The 23014-nt window shown below is 32.3% G+C and carries 17 protein-coding genes and 3 tRNA genes; 8 read left to right on the plus strand and 12 right to left on the minus strand.

The annotated features are described in order from the left end of the window. Nucleotides 1-12: 12 nt before the first annotated feature. The gene (locus ACU4C5_RS12255; RefSeq protein ID WP_446844499.1) at nt 13-5223 is read left to right on the plus strand and encodes an HYR-like domain-containing protein; all 5211 of its coding nucleotides are present in this window, start codon (nt 13-15) and stop codon (nt 5221-5223) included. A 99-nt stretch (nt 5224-5322) separates the two neighbouring features. Here ACU4C5_RS12255 and ACU4C5_RS12260 read toward each other — a convergent pair whose 3' ends face one another. Both ACU4C5_RS12260 and ACU4C5_RS12265 read right to left on the minus strand, forming a co-directional pair. Beyond that, the gene (locus tag ACU4C5_RS12260) at nt 5323-5694 is read right to left on the minus strand and encodes a hypothetical protein (protein WP_446844500.1); all 372 of its coding nucleotides are present in this window, start codon (nt 5692-5694) and stop codon (nt 5323-5325) included. Nucleotides 5695-5752: 58 nt separating this feature from the next. After that, nucleotides 5753-8311, minus strand: coding sequence for an ATP-dependent Clp protease ATP-binding subunit (locus tag ACU4C5_RS12265; protein WP_446844501.1), 2559 nt, complete (start codon nt 8309-8311; stop codon nt 5753-5755). A 261-nt stretch (nt 8312-8572) separates the two neighbouring features. Here ACU4C5_RS12265 and gyrA point away from each other — a divergent pair, with 261 nt between their 5' ends. Together gyrA and ACU4C5_RS12275 are read left to right on the plus strand one after the other, a co-directional pair. Beyond that, nucleotides 8573-11143, plus strand: coding sequence for a DNA gyrase subunit A (gene gyrA / locus ACU4C5_RS12270; protein ID WP_446844502.1), 2571 nt, complete (start codon nt 8573-8575; stop codon nt 11141-11143). Between the two features lie 35 nt (nt 11144-11178). Next, entirely contained in the window at nt 11179-12456 is a 1278-nt protein-coding gene (locus ACU4C5_RS12275) for a tetratricopeptide repeat protein (RefSeq protein ID WP_446844503.1), read from the plus strand. Nucleotides 12457-12513: 57 nt separating this feature from the next. On the opposite strand, the gene ACU4C5_RS12280 is transcribed toward ACU4C5_RS12275, so the two are convergent. Both ACU4C5_RS12280 and ACU4C5_RS12285 read right to left on the minus strand, forming a co-directional pair. Then, a complete protein-coding gene (locus tag ACU4C5_RS12280; protein ID WP_446844504.1) occupies nt 12514-13263 on the minus strand; it encodes a C40 family peptidase in 750 nt (249 codons plus the stop codon). 9 nt (nt 13264-13272) lie between these two features. Continuing rightward, nucleotides 13273-14451 (minus strand): acetyl-CoA C-acyltransferase, encoded by a 1179-nt coding sequence (locus ACU4C5_RS12285; protein ID WP_446844505.1) that lies wholly within the window; start codon nt 14449-14451, stop codon nt 13273-13275. 130 nt (nt 14452-14581) lie between these two features. On the opposite strand from ACU4C5_RS12285, the gene ACU4C5_RS12290 reads away from it, so the two are divergent. From ACU4C5_RS12290 to ACU4C5_RS12310, 5 genes are all read left to right on the plus strand, one after another. Beyond that, nucleotides 14582-16627 carry an HD family phosphohydrolase gene (locus ACU4C5_RS12290; RefSeq protein WP_446844506.1) on the plus strand — a complete coding sequence of 682 codons (2046 nt, stop codon included), beginning with the start codon at nt 14582-14584 and terminating at the stop codon, nt 16625-16627. Nucleotides 16628-16732: 105 nt separating this feature from the next. After that, nucleotides 16733-16821: transfer RNA gene (locus ACU4C5_RS12295), tRNA-Ser, on the plus strand. Nucleotides 16822-16848: 27 nt separating this feature from the next. Beyond that, nucleotides 16849-16923, plus strand: a tRNA-Pro gene (locus tag ACU4C5_RS12300). Nucleotides 16924-16952: 29 nt separating this feature from the next. Then, nucleotides 16953-17026: transfer RNA gene (locus tag ACU4C5_RS12305), tRNA-Arg, on the plus strand. 98 nt (nt 17027-17124) lie between these two features. Next, nucleotides 17125-17289, plus strand: a complete 165-nt coding sequence (locus ACU4C5_RS12310) for a hypothetical protein (RefSeq protein ID WP_446844507.1) — start codon at nt 17125-17127, stop codon at nt 17287-17289. Here ACU4C5_RS12310 and ACU4C5_RS12315 read toward each other — a convergent pair. From ACU4C5_RS12315 to ACU4C5_RS12350, 8 genes are read right to left on the minus strand one after another with little or no spacing between them, the layout of a single operon-like run. Beyond that, nucleotides 17286-17948: an HAD family hydrolase gene (locus tag ACU4C5_RS12315; protein ID WP_446844508.1), complete on the minus strand. Its 663-nt coding sequence runs from the start codon at nt 17946-17948 to the stop codon at nt 17286-17288. The genes ACU4C5_RS12310 and ACU4C5_RS12315 overlap by 4 nt on opposite strands. A gap of 55 nt (nt 17949-18003) precedes the next feature. Further along, nucleotides 18004-19182, minus strand: coding sequence for a class I SAM-dependent methyltransferase (locus ACU4C5_RS12320; protein WP_446844509.1), 1179 nt, complete (start codon nt 19180-19182; stop codon nt 18004-18006). 7 nt (nt 19183-19189) lie between these two features. Beyond that, nucleotides 19190-20278, minus strand: coding sequence for an AI-2E family transporter (locus ACU4C5_RS12325; RefSeq protein ID WP_446844510.1), 1089 nt, complete (start codon nt 20276-20278; stop codon nt 19190-19192). A gap of 22 nt (nt 20279-20300) precedes the next feature. Further along, complete coding sequence (locus ACU4C5_RS12330; protein ID WP_446844511.1) at nt 20301-20804, minus strand: TrmH family RNA methyltransferase; 504 nt, start codon at nt 20802-20804, stop codon at nt 20301-20303. A gap of 6 nt (nt 20805-20810) precedes the next feature. Continuing rightward, complete coding sequence (locus ACU4C5_RS12335; protein ID WP_446844512.1) at nt 20811-20993, minus strand: hypothetical protein; 183 nt, start codon at nt 20991-20993, stop codon at nt 20811-20813. Nucleotides 20994-21009: 16 nt separating this feature from the next. After that, a complete protein-coding gene (locus ACU4C5_RS12340) occupies nt 21010-21651 on the minus strand; it encodes a DUF4159 domain-containing protein (protein ID WP_446844513.1) in 642 nt (213 codons plus the stop codon). Between the two features lie 2 nt (nt 21652-21653). Further along, nucleotides 21654-22358 carry a 16S rRNA (uracil(1498)-N(3))-methyltransferase gene (locus ACU4C5_RS12345; RefSeq protein ID WP_446844514.1) on the minus strand — a complete coding sequence of 235 codons (705 nt, stop codon included), beginning with the start codon at nt 22356-22358 and terminating at the stop codon, nt 21654-21656. Next, nucleotides 22358-22999, minus strand: a complete 642-nt coding sequence (locus ACU4C5_RS12350) for a peptidylprolyl isomerase (protein WP_446844515.1) — start codon at nt 22997-22999, stop codon at nt 22358-22360. The genes ACU4C5_RS12345 and ACU4C5_RS12350 overlap by 1 nt, the downstream gene beginning before the upstream one ends. Nucleotides 23000-23014 lie beyond the last annotated feature (15 nt).

Below are 23014 nucleotides of genomic sequence, written 5' to 3' on the forward strand. Positions count from 1 at the left end.
AAGAGGTCGTCTATGGCGTATTTTTTGTGTTGTAATATTAATCTTTTTACAAAACACATCCAGTCTATTAAAGCAGTAGCTTTTGTTGCACTTTTTATGTTTAGTATGAGTTCTGTATTAGGGCAAGAAAATCAAAGAAGTACATTTATTAATGGTTGTATGAGTGATGCTCCAACAGGTCTATCTGTTGAGGGAGTTACAAATAATTATTTAGATCAATGTGAAAATGGAGATCCACAAGTCACCAAGTCAACCTACTGGGTACAACCTTCCACCAATTGTAATTGGGAAGTAATTTACACTTATGATATTAAGTGTGGCGAATTTGAAGATCAATTCAAAATTCATTACACAGGAGGAGATCAATCAGCTCCAGTATTGCGTGATGGTGTATCACTACCTTTAGATTATACAGGTATCAACTTATGTTATTCTGCAATTCCCGAAGGACCATCTATAAATGATATTGCAGATTTATATGTTGATGAATGTGGTGAAGTAATTGTTGAAAAAACAACAACACCATCAGGTTCAGACTGCGAATGGAATGTTGTATATTCTTTTACCGTAAGAGATGCGTGTGGAAATTATGTTGATGAAGAAATTAAAATAGAATATAGCGGTGGGGATGTTAGTGCACCTTCATTAAATAAAAATGCGATAATTCCAAATGGAGAATCGGGATTAAATTATTGTTTTTCAGATAAAGCTCAGGGACCATCTATTGAAGAAATAGGTGCTTTATTTTCAGATAATTGTGGAGTAGTAAATGTTGTAAAAGAATCTAATTCTAAAGGAACAGATTGTAAATGGTTAGCAACATATACATATACTGTTTCTGATGCATGTGGAAATTTAGTAGATCCTATAGTAATCACATATTCAGGTGGAGATACTGAATCACCAGTATTATCCGCTACACCAGAAGATATCACGGTGAGTTGTGTTGATGAAATACCAAATCCTTCAAAGGTTTCGGCTTTAGATAATTGTGCAGGTGTTTTAGCGGTTACTTATAGTCAAGATGAATCTCAATTAGGTTTAGCTTGTGCAGGAGGTGTTGTAATAAGATCATGGAGTGCAGAAGATACTTGTGGAAACGCAATAAGTCACATGCAGGTAATTACGGTTACTCCAGCTCCAGAAGCTGAATTTGTAGGTGATTTACCTCAAAACACAAATATTACTTGTGATGAAGCAAGTACATATCTTTCAGAAGGATATATAACAGAAGCAATTTCATATAGTAATGGTATTGAAAGTAGTATTTGCGCTATTGAAGGTTCTGTAACTGGTAATGTTGTAGGTGAATTTACTGAATGTGGTGGTGATATTGTAATTACATGGGAGTTTGAAGATGAATGTGGGCGTTTAATTACCTATATACAAGATATTAAAATAGATGAAGCTCCGGCAGCAGAATTTTTAGATTTGCCAAGTGATATTTCAATTTCTTGTGATGAAGCAGAGATGTATGTGGTAGGGAATTTATCATATAGTAATGGATTCAGTAATGGGTATTGTTCTATTAATGGTGAAGTTGAAGGAGAGTTAACAGGGTCTTACACGGAGTGTGGAGGAGAATTAATGGCGACTTGGTTTTTTATGGATGAGTGTGATAGACAGATTTCTCATACGCAAACTATTACAGTTATTCCTGCGCCAGCTGCAGAGTTTACACCAGTAGAAAATGAAGAGATTACTTGTGATGAAGCAGCAAGTTACATGGCAGGATACTTATCATATTCTAATGGAAGTGAAACAGAATCTTGTATTATTTCAGGAGAAGTAGAAGGAGAAATAACAGGTTCTTACACGGAATGTGGTGGTGAGTTTGTTGTATCATGGCTGTATACAGATGAATGTGATCGAACAATTACTACAAGTAAAAAAGTATATATTTTACCAGCTCCAATTGCAGAGTTTACACCAGTAGAAAATGAAGAGATTACTTGTGATGAAGCAGCAAGTTACATGGCAGGATACTTATCATATTCTAATGGAAGTGAAACAGAATCTTGTATTATTTCAGGAGAAGTAGAAGGAGAAATAACAGGTTCTTACACGGAATGTGGTGGTGAGTTTGTTGTATCATGGCTGTATACAGATGAATGTGATCGAACAATTACTACAAGTAAAAAAGTATATATTTTACCAGCTCCAATTGCAGAATTTGCACCAGTAGAAAATGAAGAGATTACTTGTGATGAAGCAGCAAGCTACATGGCAGGATATTTATCATATTCTAACGGAAGTGAAACCGAATCTTGTATTATTTCAGGAGAAGTAGAAGGAGAAATAACAGGATCTTATACAGAATGTGGAGGAGAATTAACAGTAACATGGATTTTTATTGACGAGTGTCAGAGAGAAATTACAGCTACAAAAACTATTACAGTTTTACCGGCTCCAATTGCAGAATTTGCACCAGTAGAAAATGAAGAGATTACTTGTGATGAAGCAGCAAGCTACATGGCAGGATATTTATCATATTCTAACGGAAGTGAAACCGAATCTTGTATTATCTCAGGAGAAGTAGAAGGAGAAATAACAGGATCTTATACAGAATGTGGAGGAGAATTAACGGCAACATGGATTTTTATTGACGAGTGTCAGAGAGAAATTACAGCTACAAAAACTATTACAGTTTTACCGGCTCCAATTGCAGAATTTGCACCAGTAGAAAATGAAGAGATTACTTGTGATGAAGCAGCAAGCTACATGGCAGGATATTTATCATATTCTAACGGAAGTGAAACCGGATCTTGTATTATCTCAGGAGAAGTAGAAGGAGAAATAACAGGATCTTATACAGAATGTGGAGGAGAATTAACAGCAACATGGATTTTTATTGACGAGTGTCAGAGAGAAATTACAGCTACAAAAACTATTACTGTTTTACCCGCACCACATCCTGAGTTTGCTTCAATAGAAGATATGCAAATTCAATGTGAAGATTTAGCAACATTTACTCCAGGGTATTTGTCATATTCTAATGGTAGTGATACTGATTCGTGTATTATTAGCGGTGAAATTCAAGGTGTTGCAGATGAGTTTGCAGGAAGTTGTGGCATGTTTAATGTAACATATACATTTACTGATAATTGTGAGCATACAATAACAGCAGTTCAAGTAATAACAGTTATTGATGAAGCTGCTCCAGTATTAATAGGAGAGTTACCTTCAGGTGAATCTAATATTAATTCTTGTTTCAATATTGAAGGATTAAATGCGCCATCAATTGAAGATGTTGCAGCGTTATTTTCTGATAATTGTGGAAATGTAAATGTTACAAGAACAATTGTAGACTTAGGTGATGATTGTGATTGGGCAGTAATGTTTAGATACGAAGTACAAGATGATTGTGGTAATTATGCAGCTCCTGTAAAAGTATATTACAATGGAAGTGATAAAACAGCACCTGAGTTGACGGGAGATTTACCAATGGGAGTTACAGGACTTCAATGTTTAAGCGAAAATCCAGGAGCACCTAAATTGAGTGAAATTCAAGATGCTTATATTGATAATTGTGAAACAGTTATAGTAACACCTTTAGAGGCTGTTATTGAGGGAGATAATTGTGGTTGGACAGCAACTTACGAGTTTGTAATTGAAGATGCTTGTGGAAATCTTGCTGATAACGTAATTATTACTCATAGTGGAGCAGATACAAATGCACCTGAATTAACTGGTATTATTCCAACAGGAAGTAATAGTTTAGATTTATGTAAAGATTCAGATTTAGGAGAACCATCGGAAGATGATATTGCTGAATTATTTACAGATAATTGTGACGGTGAACTTATTGTAACAAAAATTGAAAAAAGTTACGGTTCAGATTGTGAATGGATTAGAGTGTTTGAATATGTTGTAACAGATGAATGTGGTAATGCTGCCGAAATGTTTAAGGTAAATTATCAAGGTGGAGATCAATCTGCTCCAGTATTAAATGTGCAATGTGTAGATTTTGGAACCTATAGTTCTTCTACAGAATATGGTGCTCAATGTCCTCAAGAGATGGTAACATCACTAGCTATTAATGATACATTTACAGTTTTAGATAATACATGGACTGTAGGAGGATTAACTTTAGAAGATTTTGATGGTTCGTTAGAATGTTTCTATGATAATTGTGCTACAACAGATGAATTAATATTCACTGTTTTAGATGTCACAACGGTTATTGAAGGGTGTTCTGCAACTATTGATATAACTATTAATGTTGAAGATAATTGTGAAAACGTATCTGAAGCATTTGTAATGTCATTTACAATAACCGATGATACAGCTCCAGTAATTGAGTGTCCTGAAGATATCACTTTTGGTGAAAACCCTGATTTAGATGAATATGGACTACCAGTGGGTATTGCTACTCAGGCTTCTTATACTGATAACTGTCAAGTAGATGGTATAACTAATGTATTTAGTGACAAAGAAATGACTGCAACAGTAATTAGTCAGACAACAGCGTCAGATGATTTTAAATTCACTTTTGAAGAAGGATATATCTTAAACTTTGGTACAGAAGATTATATCGATATTAATGGTAAGCCATTTTACTCAGGGGTTGTTACTACGCTGGCAGGAAATATAGATCCTAATTTTGTAGGTGAAACATTTGTTTTAAGTTATGATATTGATTTAGATAGATTTAATATCTATCAAAATGGAGGTATTGCAGGATATGGATCAGATTCTAGTGTGCCATTATCATGTAATCCTGATCACTGGATTATTCCTTCAATAAATGGACATAATAAATCATTTACAATGGAATGTCCACAAGTCACAACTACAACAGAATATACATTTATACGTGAGTTTGTAGCTAATGATGGGTGTGGTAATACATCAGAATGTGAAGTATCATATACTTGGACAGAAACTGAAGATACAGAAACTGTAAATCTAAGAACAATAGCTAAAGAAGAAGATATATTACTTGAAAAAGTAATTGATTTTAGAGCTTATCCTGTGCCATTTGAAAAAGAAGTTAATATTAGTTATTCATTTGATTACGAAACTAACGTGACTATTGAGTTATTTGACACTAAAGGTTTATTAATGTTAAGTAATACAAATGGTAAGTATGTTAAAGGAAGTCAAAGTAAAACTACTTTTGATCTTTCTAGAACGCCAAACCAAATGTTCTATGTGAAATTAAGTACTAACCAGGGGTCGGTAGTTAAGAAAATTGTTTCATCTTCAATGAAGAGACATTAATTAAAAACCATAACCTATATTAAATTAAAAGGCAGCTATATAATAGCTGCCTTTTTTTATGTTGTAAAATATTTGCTGTGGCGAATTAAAACTAAAAGATTAATAAGTTTTAATTAATACATCTGCCCAATGTGTTGCTTCTTTAATAGAAGCGAAAATACTATACGGTTTATTACTGAATAGTTTTTCAATTTCTGCATTATTTGTAGTTCTATAATTAGATGAAACTATAGAGAAGCCAATTAAATTGGGAATATTATTAGTTTCGAGATATGTTAATGGATCAACAGAATATGAGTTTTTCCGATTTGAGATGTATATAAAATTTGTGTTTTTGTAATGTGTATTAATAATACTAAATAGTGTTTGATTGTGACTAGGAGATATCACTATTGCTTCATTGACTGAAACGATGAGATAATTTTTATGTATTTCTACATCACAAAAATCATACTTTTTTATTTTTACCATGAAAGTTAATGAGTAAAAACGCCATTACTTTTTTAGTAACGGCGTTTTTTTTTTTGGATTAAGATTCTGTGTGTTTTGGTTTTTCAATTTTTATTGTCAACTCGTTAGTGTTATCGTCTAGATCCATATAAATAATGTCTCCTTCGGTAACGTGTGAGTTTATAATTTCTTCGGCAAGTGCATCTTCAATGTACTTTTGTATAGCACGTTTTAGAGGTCTAGCACCATATTGTTTATCAAAACCTTTATCTGCGATATAGTCTTTAGCTTTTTCACTTAAGTTAAGTTCGTAGCCTAAATCTTTAATTCGGCTAATTAAACTTACAAGTTCAATATCTATAATTTTATTAATGTCTTCTTTTTCTAAAGCATTAAAAACCATTACATCATCAATTCTGTTTAAAAACTCAGGAGCAAATGCTTTCTTAAGGGCATTTTCTATAATGTTTTTAGAGTTATCACTAGCCTGTGCTTGTTTAGCTGCAGTTCCAAAACCAACACCTTGACCAAACTCTTTAAGTTTTCTAGCTCCAATATTAGAAGTCATTATAATAATGGTATTTCTAAAATCAATTTTACGGCCTAAACTATCGGTTAAATGTCCATCATCTAAAACTTGTAATAACATATTAAACACATCTGGATGCGCTTTTTCAATTTCATCAAGTAAAACAACAGCATAAGGTTTACGTCTTATCTTTTCGGTTAATTGCCCACCTTCTTCGTAGCCAACGTATCCTGGAGGTGCGCCAACTAATCTTGAAATAGCAAATTTTTCCATGTATTCACTCATATCTATTCTTACAAGTGCATCTTCGCTATCAAAAAGTTCTCTAGCTAAAACTTTAGCGAGTTGTGTTTTACCAACTCCTGTTTGTCCTAAAAATATAAATGAACCAATTGGTTTGTTAGGATCTTTAAGTCCTGCACGGTTACGCTGAATAGCTTTAGTTACTTTTGCAACAGCATCATCTTGACCAATAACTTTACCTTTAATTAATTGAGGTAATTCGGCGAGCTTATTACTTTCTGTTTGTGCAATTCTGTTTACAGGGATGCCTGTCATCATAGAAACCACATCGGCTACACTATCTTCGGTAACAACTTCTTTATGAAGTTTCGTATCATCTTCCCATTTTTCTTGAGCTATAGCAAGTTCTTTTTCTAGACGTTTTTCATCGTCTCTTAACTTAGCTGCTTCTTCGTATTTTTGTTTTTTAACAACTGCATTCTTAGTTTCTTTAACTTCTTCTAGTTTTTTTTCTAATTCTAAAATCTGTTTAGGAACATCAATATTGGTAATATGTACACGAGATCCAGCTTCGTCTAAAGCGTCAATAGCTTTGTCTGGTAAAAAACGTTCGGTCATATACCTGTTTGTTAATTTTACACAAGCAGCAATAGCTTCGTCTGTATATCTAACATTGTGATGTTCTTCATATTTTTCTTTAATATTATTAAGAATTTCTATGGTCTCATCAACACTTGTAGGTTCAACAATTACCTTTTGAAAACGACGTTCTAAAGCGCCATCTTTTTCTATGTATTGTCTGTATTCATCAAGGGTAGTAGCTCCAATACATTGTATTTCACCACGTGCTAATGCGGGCTTAAACATGTTAGATGCATCAAGGCTTCCTGTAGCACCACCAGCACCAACAATAGTGTGAATTTCGTCAATAAAAAGAATGATATCATCATTTTTTTCCAACTCATTCATTACCGCTTTCATGCGTTCTTCAAACTGTCCACGATATTTCGTTCCAGCTACTAAACTAGCAATGTCTAAAGTGACTACGCGCTTATTAAATAAGATACGAGAGACTTTTCGTTTTACAATACGTAAAGCTAATCCTTCTGCAATTGCAGATTTACCAACTCCGGGTTCTCCAATTAAAAGTGGATTATTTTTTTTGCGTCGACTTAAAATTTGTGAGACACGTTGAATTTCTTTTTCACGACCAACTACGGGATCTAATTTACCTTCTTCAGCCTGCGCTGTTAAATCTCTACCAAAATTATCTAATACCGGAGTCTTAGATTTTTTTGTAGTTTTAGATGTAGGTTGATTAAATGGGTTTTGCTTAGAGTCATCTTCTTCATTGATGCTGTCATCTGAAAAAGATTCACCTTTAGGTAATTCTAAATATTCGTCATCATTTGTTATCATAAGCTTGAATTGTTCTTTAACATTATCATAATCTACTTTAAGCTTATTTAAAAGTTTCGTTGTAGGATCATTATCGTTTCGTAATATGCACAACAATAAATGTGCGGTATTAATAGCGCTGTTATTGGTTTTATTTTGAAATAATTTAGCTTCTAAAAATGTAGTTTTTAGAGCGCGTTCTGCTTGTCTTGTTAAATGCAGATTTTTTTTCTCATTAGAAACCGTCATTACATTAGAATTTGGAGGGCTTAAAATTTCAACTTTACGCCTTAAATGGGTTAAGTCTATCTCTAAATTCTCAAGTATATCTATTGCTTTTCCGCTGCCATCACGAAGTAAACCCAACATTAAATGCTCGGTACCTATAAAATCATGTCCTAAACGTAATGCTTCTTCTTTGCTGTAAGCGATTACATCTTTTACTCTTGGGGAAAAATTATCATCCATATTAAAATCCTTTCTGCTTTAAAAATAGTAAAAACAAGTACACAAAGGCAAAAATCATACCTTAAATGTTTTTTAGTTTAGCTAATAGAGTGAAAATCATTAAAAAATCAAAGTAAATACGTTTATATTTTACCAATAGAAAGCTGAGATTTTTTTGTTAATAAAAAGTCTAAAAAAACCTATATAAAGTGGCGTAGGCGCTATAAAATACTTATATTAGCCTGTTTTGAAAACTTACGAAAAATCTAATAATAATTATATATGGCAGAAGGAGAAAAATTGATTCCAATTAATATTGAAGATGAAATGAAGTCGGCTTACATTGATTATTCAATGTCAGTCATCGTGTCACGTGCACTCCCAGATGTAAGAGATGGATTAAAACCAGTACACAGACGTGTATTATATGGAATGCATGAATTAGGTGTTAGATCTAATACAGCACATAAAAAATCAGCAAGAATTGTTGGGGAAGTTTTAGGTAAGTATCACCCTCACGGAGATACTTCTGTTTACGACGCGATGGTACGTATGGCTCAAGAATGGAGTCTACGTTATATGTTGGTTGATGGACAAGGGAATTTTGGATCTGTTGATGGAGATAGTCCTGCAGCAATGCGTTATACTGAAGCACGTATGCGTAAAATATCGGAAGATATGCTAGCAGATATTGATAAAGAAACAGTAGACCACAAGCTTAATTTTGATGACACTTTACAAGAACCAACCGTGTTACCAACACGTATACCAGGACTTTTAGTTAATGGAGCGTCGGGTATTGCTGTTGGTATGGCTACTAATATGCCACCTCACAATTTAAGTGAAGTTGTTGACGGTATTATAGCATACATAGATAATACAGATATTGAAATAGATGAGCTAATTACACATGTAAAAGCTCCTGATTTCCCTACAGGTGGTACTATATACGGATACGATGGTGTGCGTGAAGCTTTTAAAACTGGTAGAGGACGTGTTGTAATGCGTGGTAAGGCTAGAATTGAAGAAGTAAACGGACGCGAATCAATCATTGTTACCGAAATTCCATACCAAGTGAATAAGGCAGACATGATTAAAAAGACGGCTGACCTTATTAATGATAAAAAATTAGAAGGTATCTCTATGATTAGAGATGAGTCTGATAGAAATGGTATGCGAATTGTTTACATCTTAAAAAGAGATGCGATACCTAATATTGTATTAAACACGTTATATAAGTATACCGCTTTACAATCATCTTTTAGTGTAAATAATATTGCATTAGTAAAAGGACGTCCACAATTATTAAACCTTAAAGATATGATTCACCATTTTGTGGAACATAGACATGAGGTTGTAGTAAGACGTACAACTTACGAACTTCGTAAAGCTGAAGAACGAGCTCACATATTAGAAGGTTTAATTATTGCATCAGATAATATTGATGAAGTAATTGCACTTATTCGTGCGTCTTCAAATACAGACGAAGCGCGTGCTAAATTAATTGAACGTTTTGAACTTTCAGAAATTCAAGCGAAAGCTATCGTTGAAATGCGATTACGTCAATTAACAGGATTAGAACAAGATAAATTACGTGCTGAATATGACGATTTAATGGTCACTATTGAAGATCTTAAAGATATCTTAGCTAAGAAAGAACGTCGTATGATTATTATTAAGGACGAACTTGCTGTAGTAAAAGATAAATATGGTGATGAGCGTCGTTCAGTAATTGAATATGCAGGTGGAGACTTAAGTATTGAAGATATGATTCCGGATGAGCAAGTAGTTATTACTATTTCTCATGCAGGATATATTAAACGTACGTCACTTACAGAATACAAAACACAACATAGAGGAGGGGTAGGGCAAAAAGCATCTACAACTCGTAATGAAGATTTCTTAGAACATTTATTTGTTGGAACAAATCACCAATACATGTTGTTCTTTACCCAAAAAGGAAAATGTTTCTGGATGCGTGTTTACGAAATCCCGGAAGGAAGTAAAACTTCAAAAGGTAGAGCAATTCAAAACCTTATAAATATTGAACAAGATGATAAAGTGAAAGCTTTCATTTGTACTCAAGATTTAAAAGACGAAGACTATATTAATAGTCATTATGTAATTATGGCTACCAAAAAAGGACAAGTTAAGAAAACAGCTTTAGAGCAATATTCAAGACCTCGTACTAACGGTATTAATGCTATTACAATTAAAGAAGATGATGAATTACTAGAAGCTAAATTAACAACTGGTGAAAGCCAAGTAATGTTAGCGCTTAAATCTGGTAAAGCTATTCGTTTTGAAGAAGCTAAAACACGACCAATGGGGCGTAATGCTTCAGGTGTTCGTGGTATTTCATTAGCGAATGAAACTGACGAAGTTATTGGAATGATTGCTGTTGAAAATCCTCAAGAAGAATCTGTTTTAGTAGTTTCTGAAAATGGTTATGGTAAACGTACTTATATTGATGATCCAGAAGATGGAGAAGCTGTATACCGTATTACTAACCGTGGAGGAAAAGGTGTGAAAACTATTTCTATTACTGAAAAAACAGGACAATTAGTATCTATAAAATCTGTTACAGATGAAGACGATTTAATGATTATTAATAAATCGGGTATTGCTATTCGTATGGCAGTAAATGATCTAAGAGTTATGGGGAGAGCAACACAAGGTGTGAAACTTATTAATTTGAAAGGTAACGATTCTATTGCTGCAGTTGCAAAAGTAATGAAAGATGAAGAAGAAATTGAGCTAGATGAAAATGAAGAAGTAATATCTAAAAACATTGCTGAGTCTGATACTTCAAATGAAGATGGCACAACTATTGATAATTCAGAAGAAGAATAACAATTAATAACACAAAAACTAAATATTAACTAAGAATGAAAAAACAAAGTATAGTTGCTTTAGCACTTTTAGTAGGGTCATTGTCATACGCACAAAAAGACGAAATAAAAGCTGCTGAAAAAGCAATCAAATCAGGGAATTTTGCAGATGCAAAAACTGCTATTTTATCTGCTGAATCTTTAATAAGTAATAGCGATGCAAAAATGCAAGCTAAATATTACTACGTAAAAGGTCAAGCGTTATATGCTAACGGTACAGCTTCTAATGTAGATATTGATACAGCTATTAAAAGTTTTAATACTGTAAAAGATATTGAAGAAGCATCAGGGAAAGCAAAATACACTTCTGATATTGATCAATTACAACAAGTAATGCTATCTGATTTTATAACTAGAGCAAACAAAGCTCTAGAGAAAGAAGATTATATGGGATCTTCAAAAGAATTTGAAAAAGCATATAGTTTATCTCCAGTAGACACATCTTACCTGTATTATGCAGCATCAACAGCTGTTACAGCTCAAGATTACGACGTATCGTTACAACACTACCTAACCTTAAGAGATTTAGGTTACGAAGGAATTGAAACGCAATACACGGCAATCAACAAAGAAAGTAATGAAAAAGAAGTTTTCGGTTCTGCTGTTTTAAGAGATCTTTCAGTTAAATCTGGAACTCATATTAAACCAGAAGTAAATAAAACATCTTCTAAATCTGCTGAAATTGTAAAAAATATTGCGTTAATCTATATCACAAAAGGTGATAATGAAAAAGCAATTGAAGCAATGAAAGATGCTAGAGAAAAAAACCCAGATGACTTAGGATTGCTAATGTCTGAAGCTAATATCCAATTAAAAATGGGTAATAGAGATGAGTTTAAAAGATTAATGGAAGAAGCAACAACTAAAGATCCTAATAATGCAGAATTACAATATAACTTAGGTGTTATTGCTGCAGATGCTGGAGATATTGATGATGCTAAAAAGTATTACGAAAAAGCTTTAGAGCTAGAACCAGATAATGCTGATGCTAGTAATAATATGGCTGTTTTAATTTTAGGACAAGAAAAAGGAATTTTTGATAAGATGAATTCTTTAGGGACTTCATCTGCTGATTATAAAAAATATGACGCATACAAAGAAGAGCTTAATGTACTTTACAAATCTGCTATACCTTACTTAGAAAAAACATTAAAGTTGAAGCCTACGCATGTAAATGCAGCCAAAACATTAATGAGTATTTATAGTTCTCTTGGAGAAACTGATAAATTTAAAGTAATGAAAGCTAAAGTTGAAGCATTAGAAAGCGGAAACTAGAAACATAAACTATTATCATAAAAAAAGGTGCTTATTAATTTAAGCACCTTTTTTATTTTATATAATCTTTTTAATAACTCTAAGTTTGTGAGTATGTAATTGGCTGTCTACATTGTAAATTCCAGAATGATCAAGTCGATCAATTCTAACTTTACCATGAGCATGAATAATGTAATTGTTTTCCATGATAATACCAACGTGTGTAATTGCACCTTCATTATTATCAAAAAAGGCCAAATCACCTGGTTCACTTTCTTCTATAAAGCTTAAAGCAGTTCCTTGAGTTGCTTGCTGCGAAGCATCACGTAATATTTTATAACCATTAAGTTTATAAACCATTTGTGTAAACCCTGAACAATCAATACCAAAAGGTGTTTTTCCTCCCCAAAGGTACGGTGAGTTTAAGTATATAAAAGCTGTTTGAACAAGTTCTGACTTATCAACTATCTTGTTTATTGAACTACCATCATAACGATGATTAAGCAATTGCAATGCGTTTAAACATGACCCTAAAGGAATTGTTAATAATTTTTTATGTTCATCTTGAATGAACTCTACTAAGTCTGTTGACAGCTTTAGAGGTTCACTTGTTAATTTATTGTAAACAGTTTCAGAAATTTCTAAATATTGTTTATTATCAACCCATCCTTCATATTTATCAAAATCCAACCGTATTCTACTCCACGACTTTCGCTCCTCTAAAATCTTAAAGGTATCCCCGTAAAGAAGTTGAGAAACGAGTTCGCTCGCATCGGCGGCCTCAGCTCTTAGAGGCACAATGCTTAAATTACATATTCCGTATTGCATTAAAAAGAGTTAGTTGCGTTCAATAACAATTGCAGAAGCACCACCACCACCATTACAAATAGCTGCAGCACCAATTTTAGCGTTGTTTTGTTCTAATACATTTAATAATGTAATAATAATTCTTACTCCTGAACATCCTAATGGGTGACCTAAAGAAACAGCTCCTCCATTAACATTTACATTAGCATCATTTAATCCTAAAATTTTCATATTAGCTAATCCAACAACAGAAAACGCTTCATTAAATTCAAAAAACTCAACATCATCAAGTTTTAATCCAGCTTTTTTTAGTGCTTTAGGAATTGCTTTTGAAGGAGAAGTAGTAAACCATTCAGGAGCCTGTGCAGCATCTGCGTACCCTTTAATAGTAGCTAAAACTTTTAATCCTAACTCTTCAGCTTTTTCTCTACTCATTAATACCATTGCTCCAGCACCATCATTAATTGTTGATGCATTTGCAGCAGTTACAGTTCCGTCTTTAGTAAAAGCAGCACGTAATGCAGGGATTTTATCCATTTTTACATTACCAAACTCTTCATCTTTATTTATAACAATAGCGTCGCCACGTCGTTGAGGCACTTCAACAGGAACAACTTCATTATCAAATTTCCCTGCTTCCCAAGCCGCAGCCGATCTTTTATAAGATTGTATAGCGTAAGCATCTTGATCTTCTCTAGAAAACTCATATTTAGAAGCACAAGCATCAGCAGAAACTCCCATAGCATCTTGACTATAAGCATCTACTAATCCGTCTTTTTGCATTCCATCTACTAAAGTTGCAGGTCCAAATTTGGTAGCAGAACGGGCATGCATATAATGAGGAATTAAACTCATATTTTCCATTCCTCCGGCAACAATAATATCGGCGTCACCTAAAGCAATAGATTGTGCAGCTTGCATAACGGTTTTCATCCCTGAAGCACAAACTTTATTTATAGTAGTACATGGTACTGTATTTGGTATACCAGCAAAAATAGCTGCTTGCCTTGCAGGAGCTTGTCCGTTTCCTGCTTGTACAACATTTCCCATTAATACTTCATCAACCATTTCTGGTTTTAAATTAATTTTATCAAGAGCACCTTTTATAGCTATTGCTCCTAATTTTGGAGCAGGAATTGTTGATAAACTTCCTAAAAAACTACCTATTGGTGTTCTTGCTGCAGATACAATTACTACGTCTTTATTCATTTCTAATGCGTTTGAATTTATTTGCTGTAAAATTAATGATTTTTTCACAGAATTTAGAATGAAAACAATTTTATAACCACCCTTATGCCTTTAAATTTTATTACTTTTGGATAGTCAATAAATAAGTTTTATGAAGAAATTAATAAATAAATGGTACCGTAATCATGCACTTTTGTATAAAATACTTTTGTTTTTATGTACAACTGTTGTTATTGTGTATCTCTTTCCAAAAGGAGGAAAGTTTAAATATAATTTTGATAAATCTAAACCATGGCAATCTGAAAATTTATATGCACCTTTTAATTTTGCTTTAAAAAAATCGAATGATGAAATTGCTAAAGAACGAAAAGCAATCATATTAAGTAGTATTGCTTATTTTGATTTTGATGAAAAAGTAAAATCTAACGTGTTTGATGCTTATAATGCTAAATTTAAAAACACATTCCCGGATAGTATTTCAAGTAAAAACCCTAAATTATATCAAATAGGAAAGTCTGTTTTATCAGATATCTATGATTTTGGTTTATTAAATGATGAGTATACTTATGCTCCAGAAACCAAAGTGGTGTTGTTAGAAAATCAAATACAAAAACTGAGCACTACTTTTTCTAAACTAACTAAAACTGATGCGTTTCGCTCTCAATTAGAATCTAGATTGAAATCTGAAGGTTATTCTAATTATAACAGTGCCTTTGTATCTTTATTTTTCGATATTATTTCACCCAATTTATCTTTAAATTTATCTATTACAGATAATGCACTTCAAGAAGCATTGAGCGGTATTTCATCTACAAGAGGAAGTATTGAAAAAGGAACGCTAATCATCGCAAAAGGAGAACTTGTTGAAGGAAATAAATATGATATTTTAAAATCATTAGAGTCTGAATATGAATCGCAAGTTTGGAGTGATTCTAACTACACTTGGGTTATTTTTGCGTATACTTTATTAGTTGCACTAACCTTATTAATGTTATTGTTGTTTTTACGAAAATATAGAGAAGAAGTCTTTTTAGATAATACTAAAGTTACATTTATATTTTTCAATATTTTACTAATGGTATTGCTTACTACGTTGGTTGTAAATTATAATTCAAAATACGTTTATGTGATTCCGCTATGTATATTGCCGTTAGTTTTAAAAGCCTTTTTTGATGCGCGTTTAGGTTTGTTTACTCATGTGTTAACCGTATTGCTTTTAGGTTTTATAGTGCCCAATAGTTATGAATATACATTTTTGCAAATTATAGCTGGAATTGTAACAATTCTTACCGTATCGGAATTATACAAACGCGCAAATATTTTTATTTCCGTAGGGCAAATCACTCTTATTTATATTATCGCCTATTTTGCCTTTTTTGTAATTCATGAAGGGAGTATGGTAGATTTAAACTTTACTACCTTTGGTTTATTTATTCTTTGCGGATTAGCGACACTTTTTGTACAACCACTTATTTATATCTATGAAAAACTATTTGGACTGGTTTCAGATGTTTCGCTGTTAGAACTTTCCGACACAAACACAAAGCTTTTAAAAGAATTATCTAACAAAGCCCCAGGAACATTTCACCATTCATTAAACGTTGCTAATTTAGCTGAAGCAGCCGCCAATGAGATTGGAGCTAATGCAATGCTAGTTAGGGTAGGAGCATTGTATCATGATATAGGTAAAATGAAAAACCCTACATTCTTTACGGAAAATCAAGCCACAGGAATTAACCCTCATGATGAAATGTCGCCAAGGGAAAGTGCAAAAATAATTGTAGATCATGTGCTTAATGGAATTGAAATTGCTAAAAAGAATAATCTTCCAGATCGTGTGATAGATTTTATAAGAACGCATCATGGTACAAGCTTGGTGTATTATTTCTATCAAAAAGAAAAAACAGTAAATGCAGATCTTGATGAAAACGATTTTAGATACGTAGGGCCAAAACCTTTTAGTAAAGAAACCGCAATTTTAATGATGTGCGACAGTGTAGAGGCGGCGTCAAAAAGTTTAAAAGATCCATCATCTATAAAAATAGATAAATTTGTTGAAGTTATTATTGATAAACAAATGGAAGGTGGTCAGTTTTTAAATGCCAATATTACCTTCAAGGAGATTGAATCTATAAAAAAAGTATTAAAAAAGAAATTAGCTAACATCTTCCATCTCAGGATAGAATACCCAGAATAATATTTTTTTTAAAAAAAAGTTGCAAAAACATTTTGATATAAGCAAAAGAAGCTTACCTTTGCAACCGCAATTCGAAGCATACGTTAGCTTCATAATTATTGTAACGGAGAGGTGCCTGAGTGGCCGAAAGGAGCGGTTTGCTAAATCGTCGTTGGTGGAAACACTAACCCAGGGTTCGAATCCCTGTCTCTCCGCAATTATTGGATTATTAGATAATCACTCGGGGTGTAGCGTAGCCCGGTTATCGCGCCACGTTTGGGACGTGGAGGCCGCAGGTTCGAATCCTGCCACCCCGACACTGTTTTCGTAGAAACATAAAAACTACGGGCTCGTAGCTCAGCTGGATAGAGCACCTCCCTTCTAAGGAGGCGGTCACAGGTTCGAATCCTGTCGGGCTCACTTAAAGCTTCACAGAAATGTGAGGCTTTTTTGTTTTATAATATTAATGTTATAAATTTAATCAGAATTTTTAATTCTGCTATAAATAAAATGCACTCATGGGAAAAACAGGACGTGAAAAAAACACTAAAAATAAAGCAAAACACAGTAAGCTTATGGATAAAAAGAAAAATAAGCTAAAATCTGAAGAAGCTTTACGTAAAGAGCGCCTTAGAGCTATTATTGAAAAAGCTAAAGCGTTAAAAGCAAATACCGAAAACTAAACGTTAACGGTATTTTTTATTTTATGATACATGATGTCGCTAAAGTCTGAAATTACCATATTTGCTTTTGTGTAATCTTGATTTTTTGAATTCTTACTATCATAGCCCACACAGTAAATTTTAGCATCAAAAGCAGCTTGTATTCCATTTGTTGAATCTTCTATCACCATACAAAAATCTGAAGGCTGTAAAGCGGCTTCTGCGGCTTTAATAAAAATTTCAGGATGTGGTTTTGATGCTTTTAAATCTGCCCCACTTAATTTAGCTTTAAAATATTGATCTAATTCAAAACGTGTAAATACTTTATTTATCGTTCCCATTGATGCAGATGACGCCAAAATAAGTGTTAAGCCATTATCATAATAATTTTTTATTAAGCTTAAAACACCGTCTAAAAGTTGTAGACTCGGGTCGCTATCAAACATGCCGTTAAAATGACTTCTTTTATTTAGTTCTAACTCTAAAGGTGTTGCTGTTAAGTTGAAATGTTTACAAATTTTTTTGCAAACATTTTTTGTAGATTGTCCTGTTAAAGACTCGTATAATTCGTTAGAAACTTTAATATTAAAGTCTGCAAACATTTTATAATACGCTTTATGGTGTAATGGCTCGGTATCAACAATAACACCATCCATATCAAATAATACTGCTTTTAACATTTTGTTTTTTTTTGTAAAGATATAAAAGCTAAAAAGACTGTATGTTTTTATTTCATTAAGATTTAGTGCAATTGATTAAGAGTTTCTTCTCGTTAATATCTGTTGTACAGAAAATGTAATTATCACCACCGTCATTAATTTTTAATTTCTTTTTTACTTCGGAAACACTAACCGGAAAGTTTCTGCAAGCAATATTAGCTTTATTAATTTTTAAGCTTTTGAATTCTTTCTTATTAAAACCTATGATGTTTTTAATTTTAAAACGTCTTCCAGGGAAATCAGTTAGTGTGTCGCTCGTGTATAAATGAGAATTTGGATGTAATTTATCAATGTTTAACTCTTCAGATAATAATTTGAAAGCTCCAGATTTTAAAATAGCTACATTGGGTTCGTATAAAAAAGTTTGCGGTGTGTTATAATTTGCGTAGGCATCTGATTCTGCATTCATATTGAAAGAGAATTTCTGCACATCTGTTTTTGTAATATTAGCCGTTTCAATTTTAACTTCAGCAGTAAAACCGTCTTCCAAAATCCAAAGTAATTCTTTTACCTCATTATTAACAGAAACCACATGAATTGTCTTTACATGTTTGAGTTCGCTAATCCCAATTGAAAGATCGAGTAGGGGCGAAGTTTTAATCATAATATTTTTAGAATACGTAAATAGCATGTCCATATATTCGGGCACATTAGGTAAGCAATCTTTTAAGAAAAAGACTTTACCTTTGCTATCATGACGTCGAGAAGGATCAATATAGATCCAATCATATTTGGTGTTGTTTTCTTCTAAATAAGAAATCCCATCGGTATGAATTGTTGAAATATTATCGATTTTAAATTGCTTATTATTATGAGAAACAATTTGAGAAAGCGACTCGTTAATTTCGCAATGTGTTACTTCTTTAAATTGCTTTGAAAAGTAAAAACAGTCTACACCAAAACCTCCAGTAAGATCAATAATACTTTTTCCTTCAACTAGATTAGATTTGTATTCTGCAGTAATTTCAGAAGACGTTTGTTCAATATTTAATCGGTTTGGGTAATAGATTTCTGATGTGTTATACCAGGTTGAAAGCTTAGATTTACAACGTTTTTTAGCTTCAATTTGTGTAGTTAACTCTTTTATGTCAACTGTAATATTTGAATGCTTTTTTAAAAGTAAATCTACAGGGTTAGAGCTTTTATTTAAATTTATAAACTCTTGGTTTTTAGTATTTAGTATATCTTTATTCAAAGTGTTACTATAAGTTTTTAGTTAGTTTTTTAACTACTTTATTTTCTGATAAAAATTCTTTCAAAATCACTTTTATTACAGTGTATGCTGGAACCGCAATTATAAGACCAACAATACCAAAAAGGATACCAGCGATAACGATAATTAAGAAAATTTCTAAAGGATGAGATTTCACGCTTTTTGAAAAAATAATTGGCTGACTTCCAAAATTATCAACTAGCTGACCAATTAAAAACACTAACGTAACCCAAAGTGTTTTTGGTAAAATAACAGTACTAAAACTTTCTCCAAGACTACTTGTCATAGTTAAAATAATCATTAAAACAGCCCCAATAACAGGACCTACATAAGGGATTAAATTTAAGAGCGCGCATAAAAAAGCAATCACAATTGCGTTTTCAACACCTATAATTGATAGCCCGATAGAGTAGATGATAAATAAGATTAAAATCTGAAATATTAAGCCTACAAAATAGCGAGATAATAAGTCTTTTATTGTTGCTGAAGATTTTTCCCAACGTGATTCTTTCTCATCAGGGATGAAGGTTTTTAAACCATTTTCAAAGAGTTTACTGTCTTTTAAAAAGAAAAACGATATAAATAACACAGAAAATAATCCGATACTAAAACTCCCTAATCCACTAACTAATTTGTTTAAAAAATCGGGAATTAAAGAATAATCAATTTTATTTAATAAGTTAGATTCTTTGAGTGAATCTTCAATATCCATAGCGTTAATATCAAAATATATCGTGATCTGATGGTATAAATCTTGAATATTTTGTTGTAGTAAATCAATATCTAAAAGTGCTAAATTATGTCCTTGTTCCGCCAAAAGCGGTATAAATAAACCAACAAGACCTGTTATAAGTCCTAAAAAAAGTAACATTGTTGAAATTGCAGCAACTGTAGCGTTAAATTTTAATTTCTGTCTTAAAAACCTTACGATAGGACGGCCTATTAATGAAATAACAGCTGCAATAGCAATATAAACAATTACAGATTCTATTTTATATAAAAACAAAAGTAGTAAAGCAATTCCTACAAGAATAGCTATAGAGCGTAAAATACCGTTTGCAATAATTTTTGAATTCATAAGTGTAAATATATAAAATGAATTACAGTAATTGTTTAGTCATTTCGTATAAAGCAATAGTTGTAGCTTGTACCACATTCATACTGCTATTTTGACCAAACATATTAATATGAATAACGGCATCTGAATTATTTAAAATTTCTTCTGAAACACCAAAATTCTCATCACCTACAATTAGTGCAATTGGTTGTGTTGTTGAAAATTGATACTCGTTAATTGCGATGCTTTCCGAAGTGATTTCTAAAGCAATAATTTGATAGCCTTTAGATTTTAAATCGGTTATAGTCTCTAAAACACCCTCATTAAATTGATGTTTTACTATTTTTTCTGTCGCTCTAGATGTTTTGGTCATTTTTCGACCTAAAGGGATTTGAGAACCACAAAATTGAAGTAACTCTACACCAAAAGCATCGGCAGTTCTGAATAAACTTCCCACATTGGGGGCGTTTGTAATATTGTCACAAACAATAGTAATTGGGAATTGTTTAGTGGTGAAATTGGTGTTATAATGATTAAGTTGTTCCAAGTGAAATTAGTTTGTACAGTGGTATGAAGCATGCATGCTAATTTGACTAAACAAGCAACCTCCGTAATGTATGTGAATATTATCTACACCAGTAGTGTAAGTGTGTGTGTTGATTTTACTCATAGATTGAAATGAGAAAAAACACACCAATATAAGTGCTGTAATTTTATAAGTTAGAGATGATTTCATATTTTAAAAGTACAACTTAATTTTCAAAAGCATATTTTACAATATTAGCTCCCATTTGTAGCGCTTTTTCTCTAACGTCTTCTGGGTCATTGTGAACTTCTGGATCTTCCCATCCATCTCCTAAATCACTCTCGTAAGTAAAAAGTAATACTAAGCGTGTTTTGTAATATATACCAAACGCTTGTGGCCTTTTACCGTCATGCTCATGGATTTTAGGTAATCCTTCAGGGAATTTATATGCTGAATTAAAAATAGGATGCGTTTTTGGAAGTTCGATTAAATCGCTATCTGGAAATACTTTTTTTAATTCTTTAGTGATATAGGGTTGCATCCCGTAATTATCATCAATATGTAAAAAACCTCCAGAAATTAAATAATTTCTAAGATTTTGGGCGTCTTGAGTAGTGAAAAACACATTCCCATGTCCCGTCATGTGGAGTAGTGGATATTGAAAAATATCAATGCTACCAACTTCAACGGTTTCTGGTTGCGCTTTCATACGGGTATTAATATGTGAATTGCAAAACTTAATAAGGTTTGGTAATGCTGTTGGATTACCATACCAATCACCACCACCTTTGTATTTTACTACGGCTAAATCTTGTGAGAATGTCATTGTAAAACAGAGAGAGAATAAAAAGGATAGTATAATTTTCATAATTATTCGTTTGTAAAAGCGACTGAATGGCAAGCAACAATTGCTGCTGTTTCTGTACGCAATCTAGTGTTACCTAACGTTACGGGTGTAAAATTATTTTTAAGCGCTAACTCTATTTCTTTGACGCTAAAATCACCTTCTGGACCAATTAAAATGGTTATTTCTTGTTGTGATTGTAGTTCTTTTTTTAATGATTTTTTATCTAAAGGTTCGCAATGTGCAATAAATTTTTGTCCATTAAATTGTTGATTTACAAATTCTTTAAAAGGAATAGCAGTATTAAGTTTAGGCATATAATTGCTGAGCGATTGTTTCATTGCAGATTGTAAAATCTTCTCAAAACGTTCGGTTTTTATAACTTTTCGTTCGCTATGATCGCAAATAATAGGTGTGATGGTATTAATACCTATTTCGGTAGCTTTTTCTAAAAACCATTCGTAGCGATCGTTCATTTTAGTTGGAGCAACAGCTAAGTGTAATTTGTAATTGTGTTGTTCTTCAAATACTTTAGATATAATTGTAGCTGTGCAATTTTTAATATCCGATACTATAATTTCGGCAGTAAATAACCAACCATTTCCGTTGGTTATATGTAAAATGTCTCCAAAAGATTTTCGTAATACCTTTACAATATGACGGCTTTCTTCTTTTGAAAAAGAAATTTCAGAAGTGTCTTCAGTGATATCTTGATTATAAAATAGCTGCATTATTTAAGAGGTTCGGTTACTTTTAATACTTTAATTTCTTTAATAAGTTTGATATCTGATGTTTTTATAGCGACATAATACAAATCTTGATCGCTAACATTTACAGTAAAAATATCGTTTACTTGATAGTCGTTATCTCTAATCTCAATTTCAAAATTAGGATGTAAATCTCCAGTAGTAACCCAGCCAATATCTCCACCTTTTTTTGCTGTGATATCTTCAGAAAAATGCTTAGCCAAGTCTTCAAAACGATATCCTTGATTATATTTATCTATAATATTGTTCTGTATTTTTATTATTTCATCATCTGTTCTGTCTTGTCTTTTAATAACAATATAACTTAATCTAAAATAAGGTGTTTCAACTTTATCAATAACTTTATAGTAGGTTTTATCTACATCTGTTTTATATACTTTTTTACCACCTTTACTCAGTTTAAAAAGATCGTTAGCAAAACGTGTTTTGTGTTTTTCTGTATTAAAAGTTATTAATTTTCCTTTAGATGTTTTTTTATGTTCCTCAATAAAATTTTCAGCACTACTTTCATCTTCAATAGCGTCTAGTTCTTTTTCAATATCTTGTTGCGCATTCAAATTAAAACTTGAAAGTGTGATAGTTAATAAAAGGATGTATTTTATCATAATATATGGGTTTGA

The organism is Lacinutrix undariae, assembly GCF_052934785.1.

Coding starts and splice junctions, on each gene's coding strand:
- ACU4C5_RS12255 (WP_446844499.1), top strand. CDS start 13: ATGGCGTATTTTTTGTGTTGTAATATTAATCTTTTTACAAAACACATC.
- ACU4C5_RS12260 (WP_446844500.1), bottom strand. CDS start 5,694: ATGGTAAAAATAAAAAAGTATGATTTTTGTGATGTAGAAATACATAAA.
- ACU4C5_RS12265 (WP_446844501.1), bottom strand. CDS start 8,311: ATGGATGATAATTTTTCCCCAAGAGTAAAAGATGTAATCGCTTACAGC.
- gyrA (WP_446844502.1), top strand. CDS start 8,573: ATGGCAGAAGGAGAAAAATTGATTCCAATTAATATTGAAGATGAAATG.
- ACU4C5_RS12275 (WP_446844503.1), top strand. CDS start 11,179: ATGAAAAAACAAAGTATAGTTGCTTTAGCACTTTTAGTAGGGTCATTG.
- ACU4C5_RS12280 (WP_446844504.1), bottom strand. CDS start 13,263: ATGCAATACGGAATATGTAATTTAAGCATTGTGCCTCTAAGAGCTGAG.
- ACU4C5_RS12285 (WP_446844505.1), bottom strand. CDS start 14,451: ATGAATAAAGACGTAGTAATTGTATCTGCAGCAAGAACACCAATAGGT.
- ACU4C5_RS12290 (WP_446844506.1), top strand. CDS start 14,582: ATGAAGAAATTAATAAATAAATGGTACCGTAATCATGCACTTTTGTAT.
- ACU4C5_RS12310 (WP_446844507.1), top strand. CDS start 17,125: ATGGGAAAAACAGGACGTGAAAAAAACACTAAAAATAAAGCAAAACAC.
- ACU4C5_RS12315 (WP_446844508.1), bottom strand. CDS start 17,948: ATGTTAAAAGCAGTATTATTTGATATGGATGGTGTTATTGTTGATACC.
- ACU4C5_RS12325 (WP_446844510.1), bottom strand. CDS start 20,278: ATGAATTCAAAAATTATTGCAAACGGTATTTTACGCTCTATAGCTATT.
- ACU4C5_RS12335 (WP_446844512.1), bottom strand. CDS start 20,993: ATGAAATCATCTCTAACTTATAAAATTACAGCACTTATATTGGTGTGT.
- ACU4C5_RS12340 (WP_446844513.1), bottom strand. CDS start 21,651: ATGAAAATTATACTATCCTTTTTATTCTCTCTCTGTTTTACAATGACA.
- ACU4C5_RS12345 (WP_446844514.1), bottom strand. CDS start 22,358: ATGCAGCTATTTTATAATCAAGATATCACTGAAGACACTTCTGAAATT.
- ACU4C5_RS12350 (WP_446844515.1), bottom strand. CDS start 22,999: ATGATAAAATACATCCTTTTATTAACTATCACACTTTCAAGTTTTAAT.